Origin of the sequence: Prauserella muralis (assembly GCF_003202285.1) — a bacterium.
GTDB classification, from domain to species: Bacteria; Actinomycetota; Actinomycetes; order Mycobacteriales; family Pseudonocardiaceae; genus Prauserella_B; species Prauserella_B muralis.
Window position 1 is genome coordinate 740,026 of sequence record NZ_MASW01000002.1, and the last position, 13,696, is coordinate 753,721.

Annotated in this window: 14 protein-coding genes and 2 tRNA genes; 7 read left to right on the forward strand and 9 right to left on the reverse strand. The window is 70.8% G+C overall.

Annotation, left to right across the window (positions count from 1 at the left end; genetic code table 11):
• The first annotated feature begins 8 nt into the window (after positions 1–8).
• Positions 9–239: a ribbon-helix-helix domain-containing protein gene (locus tag BAY60_RS37150; RefSeq protein WP_170160415.1), complete on the forward strand. Its 231-nt coding sequence runs from the start codon at positions 9–11 to the stop codon at positions 237–239.
• Positions 236–679, forward strand: coding sequence for a PIN domain-containing protein (locus BAY60_RS14670; RefSeq protein ID WP_112281482.1), 444 nt, complete (start codon positions 236–238; stop codon positions 677–679). The genes BAY60_RS37150 and BAY60_RS14670 overlap by 4 nt, the downstream gene beginning before the upstream one ends.
• Before the next feature lie 377 nt (positions 680–1,056).
• Here the strand turns inward: BAY60_RS14670 and BAY60_RS14675 are convergent.
• Positions 1,057–1,130: transfer RNA gene (locus BAY60_RS14675), tRNA-Gly, on the reverse strand.
• Between the two features lie 80 nt (positions 1,131–1,210).
• On the opposite strand from BAY60_RS14675, the gene BAY60_RS14680 reads away from it, so the two are divergent.
• Positions 1,211–1,284 (forward strand) — tRNA-Pro (locus BAY60_RS14680).
• A gap of 161 nt (positions 1,285–1,445) precedes the next feature.
• Here the strand turns inward: BAY60_RS14680 and BAY60_RS14685 are convergent.
• The 8 genes from BAY60_RS14685 to BAY60_RS14720 form a co-directional block, all read right to left on the reverse strand.
• Entirely contained in the window at positions 1,446–2,648 is a 1,203-nt protein-coding gene (locus BAY60_RS14685) for a cysteine desulfurase-like protein (RefSeq protein ID WP_112281483.1), read from the reverse strand.
• A 35-nt stretch (positions 2,649–2,683) separates the two neighbouring features.
• Positions 2,684–3,250, reverse strand: coding sequence for a hypothetical protein (locus tag BAY60_RS14690; protein WP_112281484.1), 567 nt, complete (start codon positions 3,248–3,250; stop codon positions 2,684–2,686).
• Between the two features lie 113 nt (positions 3,251–3,363).
• On the reverse strand, positions 3,364–4,971 hold the full coding sequence (locus tag BAY60_RS14695; RefSeq protein ID WP_112281485.1) for a solute symporter family protein: 1,608 nt from the start codon (positions 4,969–4,971) through the stop codon (positions 3,364–3,366).
• On the reverse strand, positions 4,968–5,312 hold the full coding sequence (locus BAY60_RS14700; protein ID WP_112281486.1) for a DUF485 domain-containing protein: 345 nt from the start codon (positions 5,310–5,312) through the stop codon (positions 4,968–4,970). Before BAY60_RS14700 ends, BAY60_RS14695 begins: the two co-directional genes overlap by 4 nt.
• 75 nt (positions 5,313–5,387) lie before the next feature.
• A complete protein-coding gene (locus BAY60_RS14705; RefSeq protein ID WP_112281487.1) occupies positions 5,388–7,163 on the reverse strand; it encodes a sodium/solute symporter in 1,776 nt (591 codons plus the stop codon).
• Positions 7,160–7,510 carry a hypothetical protein gene (locus BAY60_RS14710; RefSeq protein ID WP_112281488.1) on the reverse strand — a complete coding sequence of 117 codons (351 nt, stop codon included), beginning with the start codon at positions 7,508–7,510 and terminating at the stop codon, positions 7,160–7,162. The genes BAY60_RS14705 and BAY60_RS14710 overlap by 4 nt, the downstream gene beginning before the upstream one ends.
• 2 nt (positions 7,511–7,512) lie before the next feature.
• On the reverse strand, positions 7,513–8,295 hold the full coding sequence (locus BAY60_RS14715; protein WP_281272718.1) for a LytR/AlgR family response regulator transcription factor: 783 nt from the start codon (positions 8,293–8,295) through the stop codon (positions 7,513–7,515).
• Positions 8,292–9,362, reverse strand: a complete 1,071-nt coding sequence (locus BAY60_RS14720; protein ID WP_112281490.1) for a sensor histidine kinase — start codon at positions 9,360–9,362, stop codon at positions 8,292–8,294. Before BAY60_RS14720 ends, BAY60_RS14715 begins: the two co-directional genes overlap by 4 nt.
• A 134-nt stretch (positions 9,363–9,496) precedes the next feature.
• On the opposite strand from BAY60_RS14720, the gene BAY60_RS14725 reads away from it, so the two are divergent.
• From BAY60_RS14725 to BAY60_RS14740, 4 genes are all read left to right on the forward strand, one after another.
• Positions 9,497–9,781 carry a DUF3040 domain-containing protein gene (locus BAY60_RS14725; protein ID WP_112281491.1) on the forward strand — a complete coding sequence of 95 codons (285 nt, stop codon included), beginning with the start codon at positions 9,497–9,499 and terminating at the stop codon, positions 9,779–9,781.
• Between the two features lie 115 nt (positions 9,782–9,896).
• Positions 9,897–11,309 carry a Na+/H+ antiporter NhaA gene (gene nhaA / locus BAY60_RS14730; protein ID WP_112281492.1) on the forward strand — a complete coding sequence of 471 codons (1,413 nt, stop codon included), beginning with the start codon at positions 9,897–9,899 and terminating at the stop codon, positions 11,307–11,309.
• Between the two features lie 206 nt (positions 11,310–11,515).
• On the forward strand, positions 11,516–12,958 hold the full coding sequence (tig, locus tag BAY60_RS14735) for a trigger factor (RefSeq protein WP_112281493.1): 1,443 nt from the start codon (positions 11,516–11,518) through the stop codon (positions 12,956–12,958).
• 110 nt (positions 12,959–13,068) lie between these two features.
• A complete protein-coding gene (locus BAY60_RS14740; protein WP_112281494.1) occupies positions 13,069–13,674 on the forward strand; it encodes an ATP-dependent Clp protease proteolytic subunit in 606 nt (201 codons plus the stop codon).
• Positions 13,675–13,696 lie beyond the last annotated feature (22 nt).

Consider the following 13,696-nt stretch of genomic DNA (forward strand, 5'->3'; position numbering starts at 1 on the left):
ATAGGTGCATGCGCCAGACTGCCGTGTACCTTCAAGATCACCAGCTCAGCGGACTCAAAGACGCGAGCCGCAAGCTGGGCCGGAGCGAGGCCGACCTGCTACGGGAAGGCGTTGATTTGGTGTTGGCTCGGTATCGCGAGCCGATTGGTGAGTGCGATTTGCCTGCCGTTCACGGCGGTGGCCAGCTAGCCAGCCGGGTTGACGACCTGCTTGACGAAGGCTTCGGACGCACTGCGTGATCGTCATCGCCGACACGTCCGGACTACTGGCCGCCATCGACCGCGATGACAAGGAGCACAATGCCGCCCGCACAGCTATTGCGCGGGCGAGTCTGCTCGTGATCTCCCCCATGGTGCTGGCCGAGCTGGATTACCTGGTCGCCAAGCATTTCGGGGAAGACACAGCGATGGCAGTCTCTGACAACCTCGCCACGAGAACGCGCAAGCGCGACTACGAGATCGCAGAGATCACCGCTGACCTTCTTGTCGAAGCCAAGGCCGTCCGCTCACGTTACCGTTCTCTCGAACTAGGACTCACCGACGCCGCCAACGTCGTACTGGCCGCCCGCTACAGCACGGATGCGATACTGACGCTGGATCGCCGCCATTTTCGGACTGCTCAACCAATCGCCGGAGTTCACACAGCATTCCGTCTACTTCCCGACGACCTCGAAGCATGATTTGTGGGCGACCCGGAATTGTTTTCCGTGTGCTGTAAGCAAACATATGGGGGTGCTACAGCGCGGCTGACCATCGCGAGCGGATCTCCTGGTATCGGCGTCGCCGGGACTCTCGCAGCGCGTGCTGGTGAGCTGGTCGGGCGTACTGAGGACTGGCTTCACAAGGTCGAGAACGACCGGATTCAGCTGGACCGGCTGTCGGTCCTCAACTCGCCGGCTACGGGAACTTCCACCGCGGCACGCAGGTGAAAGGAGGCGCGTCCGACGATGATCAGCAGGCGAGTCAATGGCACGCTCATGGCACGAGACGGCGAAGGGCGGCTCCCGATGCTCGGGAACCGCCGTCCGGAGACCGCCTCTGACGTGCGTGGACGTCGTGGAGCGGGCGACGGGAATCGAACCCGCGTAGCCAGTTTGGAAGACTGGGGCTCTACCATTGAGCTACGCCCGCGTACGACTGGTGACCAGCCGCACCGGTAGTGTACCGGGGCACGCTAAGGTGGTCGCACACCACCTCGGCGTGGCGTGAGACGGGGCGTGGCGCAGCTTGGTAGCGCATTCGCTTTGGGAGCGAAGGGTCGCAGGTTCAAATCCTGTCGCCCCGACTCGGATGGCCCTGACCGGCCACTTCACCGGCCTCGGGGGAGTGGCCGGCTGGCGGGACAGCGCGAGGGCTGTCGGCGGCGAGCCGAAGGGCACCTTGGGTACACACCAGGTACCCAAGGGCACCTTCGGCACGGCCACACGCCGGTGGCCGGCGCGCGCGTCAGGCGGCTGCGAGCGCCGCGACCTCCCGCACCAGGGCGTCTACTTCGGATTCCGTCGTGTACGGGGCGATGCCCGCCCGGACGGCTCCCGTGTCGCCAAGGCCCAGCCACCGCGAGCACTCCAGCGCGTAGAAGCTGCCCGCCGGGGCGTTGATGCCACGCTCGGCGAGCTTGGCGTACACCGCCGGCGACGGCACGCCCTCCACCGCGAACAGCACCGTCGGGGTGCGGCTGCGGGGCGCGCCGTAGAGCACCACGCCCCCGACCTCCCGCAGGCCCGCCTCCAGGCGCCGCGCCAGGCCCTCCTCGTGCTCCTCCAGCGCCCGCATCGACACGCCCAGCCGCTCCCGCCGGGAACCCGGGCCCGGCACCAGGCCCGCCAGGAAGTCGACGGCCGCCGTGGTGCCCGCGAGCAGCTCGTACGGCAACGTGCCCAGCTCGAAACGTTCCGGTACGGCGTCGGTGGAGGGCAGCAGCTTGTCCGGGCGCACCGTCTCCAGCAGCTCGGGGCTCGCGGCGACCAGGCCGAGGTGCGGGCCCAGGAACTTGTACGGCGAGCACGCGTAGAAGTCCGCGCCCAGCTCGCCGACGTCCACCGGCGTGTGCGCGGTCAGATGCACGCCGTCGACGTAACAGAGCGCGCCTGCCTGGTGCGCGGCCGCGGTGATGGCCGGGACGTCGGGCCTGGTGCCGAGCAGGTTCGAGGCCGCCGTCACCGCCACCAGCCGGGTGCGCTCGCCCAGCAGGTCACGCACCGCCTCCACCGGCAGCTCACCGGTGGCGGGGTCGAACTCGGCCCAGCGCACCCGCACCCCACGCGCCTGCGCGGCCTGCACCCATGGCCGGATGTTCGCGTCGTGGTCCAGCCGCGTCACCACGATCTCGTCACCGGGCTCCCACTGCTTGGCGAGCGCCCGCGAGAAGTCGTAGGTCAGCTGGGTCATGCTGCGGCCGAAGACGATGCCCTCCGGCACGCCGCCCACCAGATCGGCGGCTGCCGCCCGCGCGTCGGCCACGATCGCGTCCGCCCTGCGCTCCGCCGCCGTGACGGCGCCCCGGTTCGCGACGCCGGAGCACAACGTCCGCGCCACCGCGTCGGCCACCGCCGCGGGCACCTGGGATCCGCCGGGTCCGTCGAAATGGGCCACGCGCTCGTCGAGGGCCGGGAACTGTTTCCTGATCTCCGTCACGTCGTAGGCCATGCGGTCGAGTATGCCGCCGGCCCCGACGGTGCGCGTCAGCTCTTCCGGTGCCGGGGACCCGCGTGCTCGGGCTCCTCCCGCAGCAGCTCGTCGACGATCCCGCGGTAGCGCACCATCGCCTCGCGCAGGTCCTCGGTGGACGCCTGCCCGTTGCCGTGCCGTCGCACGACGTCGTGGGCCGCGCGATAGTCCTGCAGCGTGCGCGCGTGGGTCACCGACAGGGCGGCGGCCTGCTCCTCGTGGTCGCCGGTCGGGTAGCCGCGCTCGGCCAGCAGCGCCGTCAGCAGCCGGTCGGCGTCCACCACCGCCTCGGCGGGCCGGTCGACGAACTGCTGCTGCACCAGCTCCCAGCTCTGCCGGTAGCGCTCCCGCGACTCGGCCGTGAGCGGGCGGATCTCCAGACCCTCGTGCTCGGCCTCGCGGCGTGCCAGCTCCCGCTCGGCGTGGCGGCGCGAGCCGGTGTCCTCCACCGCGCGGTCGTACTCAGGCCCGAACCGTTCCCGCAGGTGCGTGCGCCTGCGGTGCTGCCACGCGACGAGCGCCAGCAGCACGACGAGGACGACTGCCAGCACCACGATGGTGACGATTGCTCCAGTCGACATAACGACCTCCTCGGCTCACTCGGGTGGGTTACCACCGCGCCGAGCCGGGGAAACGCCGCCCACGACGAGGGGCCCCGATCGCCGTGACCGGGGCCCCTCGGGCGGGAGCGGACTCAGTGTGCCGAGGCCTTCTCCGCCCCGGCTCCCGTGAGCGAGCGCACCTCCATCTCCTTGTGCTTGTCCTCCAGGTGCTCCTTCGACAGGACCGTGCCCAGCCAGCCCAGGAAGAACGACACCGGAATCGACACCAGGCCCGGGTTCTGCAGCGGGAACCAGTGGAAGTCCACGCCCGGGATCATCGCCTTCTCGCCGCCCGACACGGCGGGGGAGAAGACGATGAGCACGATCGTCACCGACAGCCCGCCGTAGATCGACCACAGCGCGCCCGAGGTGTTGAACCGCTTCCAGAACAGCGAGTACAGGATCGTCGGCAGGTTCGCCGACGCCGCGACCGCGAAGGCGAGGGCCACCAGGAACGCCACGTTCTGGTCCTTGGCCAGGATGCCGCCGACGATCGCCACGGCACCGATCACGCACGCGGTGATCCGGGCGACGCGCACCTCGGTGTTCTTGCTGTCCACCTTGCCCTTCTTGATCACGTTGGCGTAGACGTCGTGCGCGAACGACGCCGACGCGGTGATCGTCAGCCCGGCCACCACGGCGAGGATGGTCGCAAACGCCACCGCCGCGATGAAGCCGAGCAGCACCGGCCCGCCGAGCGCCTCGGCCAGCAGCGGCGCGGCCGAGTTCTCCCCGCCCGGCGCGTTGCTGATCGCGTCGGAGCCGACGATGGCCGCGGCACCGTAGCCCAGCACCAGGGTGAACAGGTAGAACAGTCCGATGAGGACGATGGCCCACACGACGGAGCGGCGGGCCTCCTTGGCCGTGGGCACCGTGTAGAAGCGCATGAGCACGTGCGGCAGGCCCGCGGTGCCGAGCACCAGTGCGACGCCCAGCGACAGGAAGTCGAGCTGGGTGGTGCCGCTGACGCCATAGCGCTCGCCCGGGTTGAGCAGCGCGTCGTTGCCACCCGCCGCCGATGACGCCGAACCGAGCAGCTCCGAGAGGTTGAGCCCGTAGCGGCCCAGCACCCACACGGTCATCGCGAAGGCGCCCGCGATCAGCAGGCCTGCCTTGATGATCTGCACCCAGGTGGTGCCCTTCATGCCGCCGACCAGCACGTAGGTGATCATCACGATGCCGACCACGGCGATGACGACGGCCTGGCCCGCGTCGGCGTCGATGCCGAGCAGCAGCGACACCAGGCCGCCCGCGCCCGCCATCTGCGCCAGCAGGTAGAAGAACGACACGGCCAGTGTGGACGTCGCCGCCGCGGCGCGCACGGGGCGCTGCCGCATGCGGAAGGCCAGGACGTCGCCCATCGTGAACTTGCCGGTGTTGCGCAGCAGCTCAGCCACGAGCAGCAGCGCCACCAGCCAGGCGACGAGGAACCCGATCGAGTAGAGGAATCCGTCGTAGCCGTAGACGGCGATCGCGCCCGCGATGCCGAGGAACGACGCCGCCGACAGGTAGTCGCCCGCGATGGCGGTGCCGTTCTGCGGCCCGGAGAACGCACGCCCTGCCGCGTAGTAGTCGGAAGCGGTCTTCGTGTTGCGGGACGCCCGGAAGACGATGACGAGCGTCGCCACGACGAAGATCGCGAAGATGCTGATGTTGAGGACGGGGCTGCCGCCCTCGACACCCTGCGCCAGCGTGCTCATCGCGCCTCCCCTTCGATGTCCTCACGGATCTTGTCCGCGATCGGGTCGAGCTTGCGGTTGGCGTAGCGCACGTACAGCCAGGTGATGGCGAACGTGGACACGAACTGCAGCAGCCCGAAGATGAGGCCGATGTTGATGTTGCCGATGACCTTGGTGGACATGAACCCGTGCGCGTAGTCCGCCAGTACCACGTACAGCAGGTACCAGGCGAGGAAGAGCACGGTCATGGGGAACACGAAGCCCCGCAGGCGTTTGCGCAGCTGCCGGAACTCCGCGCTGTCGTGGACCTCCGCCCAGGTGTCCGGCCCGGGCGGATGGGTCGACGGCTCGGTGGTACTCACGGTGACCTCCTCGTCACAGGCACGGGGGGAGTGCTGCGCGTCACCCTAGGGACGGAGGCCGAAACGCCGGAATCGTCAGCGGACCAACCGGCGTGTGATGCGACGAACGGCCGACGAGCGGCGCGCCGACCACGACGAGTGGCCCAGGTCACGCCCGCCGCCCGAACGATCCGCGAACGGTGAGCTGCGGTGCTCGTGCAGGTGCAGCCGCAGCATGGCGGCGGTCGCCCACGGCTTGGGCCTGCCGAACAGGGAGACCACGACCATCACCGCGAACGCCAGCGGCACCGACCACGGCGCGGGCTGCACCAGCAGGATCGCCAGCCAGCCGTGCACGGGGGGATCGGCGACGGTGACCAGGAACGCCCCCGCCGAGCTCACCAGGCCGGCCGCGACCCCGGCCAGCGCACCGGGCGCGGTCAGTCGCGACCACCAGATGCCGAGCACCAGCAGCGGGCAGAACGTCGAGGCCGCCACGGTGAAACCCCAGGTCACCAGCGTGCCCGCGTCGAACCGCGCGGCAGGCAGCGCCAGCAGCACCACCGTCACCGCCGCGCCCACCACGGCGACGCGCAGCTGCCGTAGCCCGCCGGGTACCAGGTCGTGCGAGATCGCGCCCGACACCACGAGCAGCAGTCCGAGCGAGGTCGCCAGGAACGCGGCGAACGCACCGGCCGTGAGCAGGCCGGTGAACAACGAGCCCACGGTGCCGTCGTCGACCTGCGCCGGCAGGGCCACCACCGCGCTGTCGGTGGCTCTGGACAGGTACAGGTGTGGCACGAGGACCCTGCCCAGGACCCCGTAGATGCCGGGGAAGAGATAGAAGATGCCGAGCAGCCCGACGGTGAGCGCGGCGGTGCGCCGGGCGGCGCGGCCGTCCGGGCTGGTGTGGAACCGCATGATCACGTGCGGCAGCCCCATGGTGCCGAGCATGGTGGCGATCAGCACGGCCCAGGTCCCCAGCAGGGGATGGCCCTCGTCGTGGAGGTTGAGCAGCGGCCGTTCCCAGCCGGAACCGCCCGGCGGGATCTCCCCGCGCAGCGTGGGCACGCGGCTGCCCTCGGCGAACTCGACGGTGGCGCCCGCGGGCACCTGCCACTCTCCCTCGGGCAGCGCCCTTCTCGACCCGCCGGCCTCCACCACCTCCGCGCCGCCGGGCACGTCCAGGGTCGCGCCCACCCGGAACACCACCTCGGTGTCCCGGTCGAACTGGGTGAACTCCACCGGGTGCACGGCGGCGTCGCGCACGGCGGGCCCGGCCTGGATCAGCAGCCAGATCGCCGGGACGATGAACAGCACCAGCTTGAACACGAACTGGAACGCCTGCACGTACGTGGCCGCGCGCATGCCGCCGAGTGCGAGGGTGGCGCTCACCGCCGCGCCGGAGATCGCGACGCCGACCCAGTACGGCGTGCCGCTGACGACGCTGAGCACCAGCCCCGCCGTGCGGAACTGCGGCACCAGGTACAGCGCGCCGATCACCAGCACCACCACCGCCGCCAGGCGGCGCAGGGCGGGGGAGGCCAGCCGCGCCTCGGCGAAGTCGGGCACGGTCAGCGCACCCGAGCGGCGCATCGGCGCGGCGACCAGCGCCAGCATCGCGATGTAGCCCGCGGTGAAGCCCACCGGGTACCACAGCGAGCCGACCCCGTCCTTGACCACCAGTCCCGCCACGCCGAGAAACGACGCCGCCGACAGGTACTCGCCGGACACCGCCGCGGAGTTGAGCAACGGCGACACCCGGCGGGAGGCCACGAGGAAGTCCGAGGTGGTGCGCATCGCCGCGACACCGCGCAGCCCGATCAGCAGCGTCACCAGCACCACCGGCGCGACGGCGAACGCCACGATCATTCGCGGTCCTCGGCCTGTTCCACCCGCCGCAGGTGCCAGAACGCCAGCAGCACCATCGCCGGGAACGGCACCACGACGATCGCCAGCCACGACACCGGGATGCCGAGCAGCCGCAGCCGGTCGAGCTGCGGCAGCGCCGCGAGCAGCAGCGGCAGCCCGACGAGGAGTGTGCACAGCAGAACCAGCGCCAGAACCGCGTTGCGCAGCTGCACCCGGTACAGGGCGAACGCGCGCGGCGCCTCGGCCGGGTCCAATGTGGTCGGCCGCCACGGGCCGCGGTAGCGCCTGCGGGCGTGCGCCAGCCGAGTCTGCGGGCTGGTGACGGCGACCCTGCGCTGTGTGCTCACGCTCACGCCTGCTGCTCGAACTCGCCACGCTGCGCCGCCCGCAACAGCTGCTCCCGGAGCTCGCGCGCGTGCCGCCTGCTCACCGGGACGTCGCCGAGGTCGGTGTGGGCGAGCAGCCCGCCCGCCGAGTCGCTGCGCAGCTCCCGCACCGCGCCGAGCGCCACGAGGAACCCCCGGTGGGTGCGCACGAACCCCGCGCTCTCCCAGTACTCCTCCAGCCGCGAGATCGGCATCCGCACCAGGTGCACGCCCGAGCCGGCGTGCAGGCGCACGTAGTCGCCGTGCGCCTCGACGAAGCGGACGTCGCTGCGCCGCACGTACCGCGTGCGGCCCGCCGATTCGACCGGCAGCGCCGCCATCGCGTCCGGCGGCGCGGCAGGCCGGGCAGGCTGCCCGGCGGGCTGCTCCGAGGGCGCGATGCGGGTGATCCTGGCCAGCGCGTCCGCGAGCCGCTCGGGACGCACGGGCTTGAGCAGGTAGTCCACGGCGCCGAGCCCGAACGCGGCGACGGCGTGCTGGTCGTAGGCGGTGACGAACACCAGCACCGGCGGCGAGGCCAGCTTGTTCAGCAGCGAACCGAGCTCCAGCCCGTCGAGGCCGGGCATCGCGATGTCCAGGAACACGGCGTCGAAGTCGCCGTTCTGGATCAGCTTCAGCGCGCTCAGCGGGTCGCCCGCTCCGGTGACGTCGGCGACCTCGGGCGCCTCGCGCAGCATCCCGCACAGGTCGTCGAGCGCGGCGGGCACGTCGTCGACCGCCAGGACCCGCAGCCCCGCGTCCCTCACGGGACCACCCCCGGCTGGAACCTCGGCACTCGGACGATCACGCGCGTGCCCTCGCCTTCCGCCGTCTCCACGACCAAGCCGAACCATGGCCCGTACACGTTACGCAGGCGCCGGTCCACGTTCGCCAGACCCATGCTCGTGGACGCGCCGTCGCCCGCGAGCAACGCCGCGGCCTTCTCCGGTGCCATGCCCGCGCCGTCGTCCTCCACGCTGAGCACGCAGTCGGCACCCTCGGCCTCCCCGAGCACCTGCACCGTGCCGCCGCCCGCCTGGCTCTCGATGCCGTGCCGGACGGCGTTCTCCACGATCGGCTGCAACACCAGGAACGGGATCGCCACCGCCAGCACCTCCGGCGCGACGCGGATCTGCACCCGCAGCCGGTCGCCCAGCACGGCCCGCTGCAGCGCCAGATAGGTCTCGATGGCGTGGAACTCGTCGGCCACGGTCGTGTACTCACCGTGGCTGGCCAGGCTGTAGCGGATGTAGTCGGCGAAGTCGAGCATCAGCTCACGGGAGCGGTCGGGCTCGGAGCGCACCAGGCTCGCGATCACCGTCAGGGCGTTGTAGACGAAATGCGGCGAGATCTCCGCCCGCAGCGCCCGCAGCTCCGCCTCGGCCGCCTGTTCCGCCGACTCCTCCAGCCTGCTCCGCTCCAGCGCCTCCACGAGCAGGGCCGCCACCTCGTGCAGCGCGGTCATGCGGGTGCTGCCGGCCACCACGAGCGCGCCGGCCAGCTCGTCGTGCACCACCAGGGGCACGGCCACCACCTCGGCGCGGCGGCAGCGGCTCTCGGTGTGCAGGACCTCCTCGACCATGGCCGCCGCGTCCACGTCGCGCGGCAGCGTCCCGGCCGTCACGAGCGCGCCGGAGAGGTCGGCCAGTCCCACGCCGTCGGCCGCGAGCAGCCGCCGGATCCCCCTGGCCGCGGCGCGGGCGCGGGGACCGGCCAGGCCGTCGGCCAGGTCCTCGGCGACGTGCCGCGCCGTTTCCAGCACGGCGGCCGGGTCGCGCAGCCTGCGCGACCACAGCGGGCCTCTGGCCTGGCCTTCCTCGGCCGGTACCGACATGCCCGGAATGTATCCGGACCGCGCACCCACCGTGAAGGCCGGGACCGGCGAGGATGACAAAGCGGATGAACCGGGCGGACTCACACTAGGCGAACGGGCGCTGCCGGGCCCATAATGTTCTTGGTGATGCCGGTATGGCGCTTCGTGACGAAGAGCAACGGCAGCTGGCTGAGATCGAACGCCGGCTCGCCGAGGACGACCCGCGGCTGGCGCAGCGGCTCGCGAAGCTGAGCCCGCTCGGGCTTCCCCGCGCCGCCCTCGCCGTGGCCGCGATGCTGGCGTCGTTCGTGATCGGGCTCGCGGTGATCGCCGTCGGTGCCGAACTGGCCTCCGTCGTGCTCGGGATCATCGGCATCGTGCTGGCCGTGGTGGTGCCCACGGCCCTCATCTGGCGGCTGTGGCTGCGCAAGCTCAAGTGAGCGCCGGAGGGCGAAGTCGATCACGAACCGCGATCAGCACGGGAGCTTGCCGGTAAACTTCCGAGGTACTCAACCGACCGGAGCACTCGTCGAGGCGGGAGGGACCACTCCAGACATGGGCACTGCGACTCCCGAGAAATTCCGGCTCTTTCGCAGATCGTCCTGGGGTGAGTGGAAACAGGTCGCCGACATCCTCCGGCAGGAGACCGTCGGCGGGATGCTGCTGCTGATCGGTGCCGTGGTGGCCCTCGTCTGGGCCAACTCCCCGTGGTCGGGCGCCTACGAGTCGATGCGCGAGCTGACCATCGGCCCGCACGCCCTGCATCTCGACCTCTCCATCTCGGAGTGGGCGGCCGACGGGCTGCTCGCCATCTTCTTCTTCGTGGTCGGACTGGAGCTCAAACGCGAGTTCGTCGCCGGTGACCTGCGCGACCCCCGCCGCGCCGCCGTGCCCGTCGTCGCCGCGCTGGGTGGCGTGGTCATGCCCGCGGCGATCTACACGGTGATCAATCTGGGCGACCCGTCGGCGCTACGCGGCTGGGCGATCCCCACCGCCACCGACATCGCCTTCGCGGTGGCGGTGCTCGCCGTGATCGGCCGGTTCCTGCCGTCGGCGCTGCGCATGTTCCTGCTCACGCTCGCCGTGGTGGACGACCTGGTCGCCATCCTCATCATCGCGGTCTTCTACACCGACGAGCTTTCGGTAATGCCCCTGCTGCTCGCCCTGGTGCCGCTCGGGCTGTTCACGCTGCTGGTGCAGCGGCGCGTGCGGTCGTGGTGGGTGCTCATCCCGCTCGGTGTCGTCGCGTGGGCCCTCGTGCACGCGTCCGGAGTGCACGCCACCGTCGCCGGGGTGCTGCTGGGCTTCGCGGTCCCCGCGCTGCGCAGGCGCGGCGAGCGCGTCGGCCTCGCCGAGCACTTCGAGCACCGCTGGCGGCCGGTGTCCTCGGGTGTCGCGGTGCCGATCTTCGCCCTGCTGGCCGCGGGCGTCGCCTTCGGCGGGCTCGACGGGCTCGGCCGCGCGCTGGCCGACCCGGTGGCGCTCGGCATCGTGGCGGGCCTGTTCCTCGGCAAGGCGATCGGCATCTTCGGCGCGACCTACCTGATGGGCAAGTTCACCAAGGCCGAGCTGGACGGCGACATCGCCTGGGTCGACGTCTTCGGCCTCGCGGTGCTGGGCGGCATCGGCTTCACGGTGTCGTTGCTGGTCGGCGACCTCTCCTTCGGCGCGGGCACGGAACGCGACGAGCACGTCAAGCTCGCCGTGCTCACGGGCTCGGTCATCTCCGCGCTCGTCGCCACAGTGATCCTGCGGCTGCGCAACCGCGTCTACCGGCAGGTCCACGAGAAGGAGACCCGCGACGCCGACGCCGACGGCATCCCCGACGTGTACGAAGAGGACTACGACCCCGACGCCGACCCGGGCCGGCCCACCGGCGGGGACACCGGCAACGGGTCGGGCCCGCCCGTCGGCGAGGCGGCGGACGAGCCGTCCGGCCAGGAGACCGAAACCCGGCGCGGGACCTGACGCCCGGGCTCCGCCGGCGCGGTCGTGGACCGCCCGCCCGCAGACCCACCCGGGTGACACCGGCCGCCGTGGCGGCCGCGACCGGGCGGGGACCCGGGGTCGAGCGGGCACGTCACTGGCCTAGACTCGGACTTCGGTCCCCGCCTCGAGCTGCGGTCCGGCGGACCGAATCCAGATACCGACACTGTCCCGGCGAGGAGAAAACGTTGAAGAGCACCGTCGAGCAGCTGAGCCCGACGCGCGTGAAGATCAATGTCGAGGTGCCGTTCGACGAGCTCAAACCGAACTTCGACCGCGCCTATCGCAAGATCGCTCAGCAGGTCCGGATCCCCGGCTTCCGGCCCGGCAAGGCCCCCGCCCGCGTTCTCGAGAGCCGGATCGGCCGTGCCCCGGTGCTCGACGAGGTCGTCAACGAGGCCATCCCTGCCAAGTACCTGGAGGCGGTGCGCAGCGGCGACGTCCGCACGCTCGGCCAGCCCGACTTCGAGGTCACCAAGCTGGAGGACCGGGAGGTGCTGGAGTTCAGCGCCGAGGTCGACGTCCGCCCGGACATCGACCTGCCCGACCTGACCGATCTCTCGGTGAGCGTGGGCGACATCGAGCTCACCGACGCCGAGGTCGACGAGCAGCTCGACGAGCTGCGCGCGCGCTTCGGCACGCTGACCGGCGTCGACCGCCCCGCCGAGAACGGCGACTTCGTCTCCATCGACCTCTCGGCGACCGTGGATGGCGAGGAGGTCCCCGACGCCTCCACCACGGGGCTGTCCTACGAGATCGGCTCCGGCCAGCTCGTGGACGGCATCGACGAGGCGATCATCGGTGCGGGTGAGGGTGAGACCAGGACCTTCACCACCAAGCTCGTCGCGGGAGAGTACGCGGGCAAGGACGCGGAGGTGACCGTCACGGTCAACTCCATCAAGCAGCGCGAGCTGCCCGAGGCCGACGACGAGTTCGCGCAGATGGCCAGCGAGTTCGACACCATCGACGAGCTGAGGGCCGACCTGCGCGAGCGGCTGACCCGGATGAAGCGGATGCAGCAGGGCGTCGAGGCCCGCGACAAGGTGCTCGACGAGCTGCTCGAGCGCGTCGAGGTGCCGCTGCCCGAGAAGGTGCTCGAGGCCGAGATCTCCAACCGCAAGCACGACGCGATCCACCCGTTCGACCACGACGAGGACGCCTTCAAGCGCTCACTGGAGGAGCAGGGCGAGAACGCCGAGGAGTGGGAGAACGAGGTCCGCCAGGAGGCGGAGAAGTCGGTGCGGACCCAGCTGCTGCTGGACACCATCGCCGACAACCAGGAGGTGCAGGTGAGCGACAGCGAGCTCACCGAGCGCATCATCTACCAGGCGCAGCGGTTCGGCGTCAGCCCCGACGAGTACGTGCAGCGGGCCCAGCAGTCCGGCCAGCTCGGCGCCATCTTCGCCGACGTGCGGCGGGGCAAGGCACTCGCCACGGTGGTGCGCAAGGCCACCGTGACCGACGCGTCGGGCTCGCCCGTTGACCTCGAGGAGCTCTTCGGCCCCGAGGACGAGGGTTCCGCGGCCGAGGCCGAGGGCACCCCCCAGGACGAGACCGGTGAGGGCGCTGAGACCGAGGTCACGGACGAGGCGGCGCAGTCGCGGGAGACGGCGCAGAACTCGGAGAAGTGATCTCCTCTTCTCATGCTCTGAGCGAACTCGGGCGGTGTCAGGCATTCGGCGCCGCCCGAGTTCGTTAGGGTCGATTGCAAGATCCGAGACTTTCGAAAAGGCAGGCAGACGTGACGCAGCACATGCCCGAGGGGCGTACCAGCACCGCGGGGCTCAACCTGACCGACTCGGTGTACGAGCGGCTGCTCCAGGAACGCATCGTGGTGCTCGGCTCCGAGGTCAACGACGAGGTCGCCAACCGCATCACCGCGCAGCTGTTGCTGCTGGCCGCGGAGGACTCGCAGTCGGACATCCGCTTCTACATCAACTCGCCGGGCGGCTCGGTCACCGCCGGGTTCGCGATCTACGACACGATGCAGCTGATCGAGCCGGACGTGGCGACCTATGCCATGGGGCTGGCGGCCTCGATGGGGCAGTTCCTCCTGTCCTCGGGCACGCCGGGCAAGCGCTACGCGCTGCAGCACGCGCGGATCCTGATGCACCAGCCGTCCGCGGGTGTCGGCGGCACCGCGTCGGACATCGCCATCCAGGCCGAGGTCTTCGGCAAGTGGAAGCAGGAGCTGGCGAGGATCACGGCGGAGCAGACCGGACAGACCGTCGAGCAGATCATCGCCGACGGCGACCGCGACCGCTGGTTCACCGCCGACGAGGCCAAGGACTACGGCTTCGTCGACCAGGTGCTGACCCGCGAGAACCCGCGCCCGAGCGCGAACTGACCGGGCACTGGCGAGGAGGAGA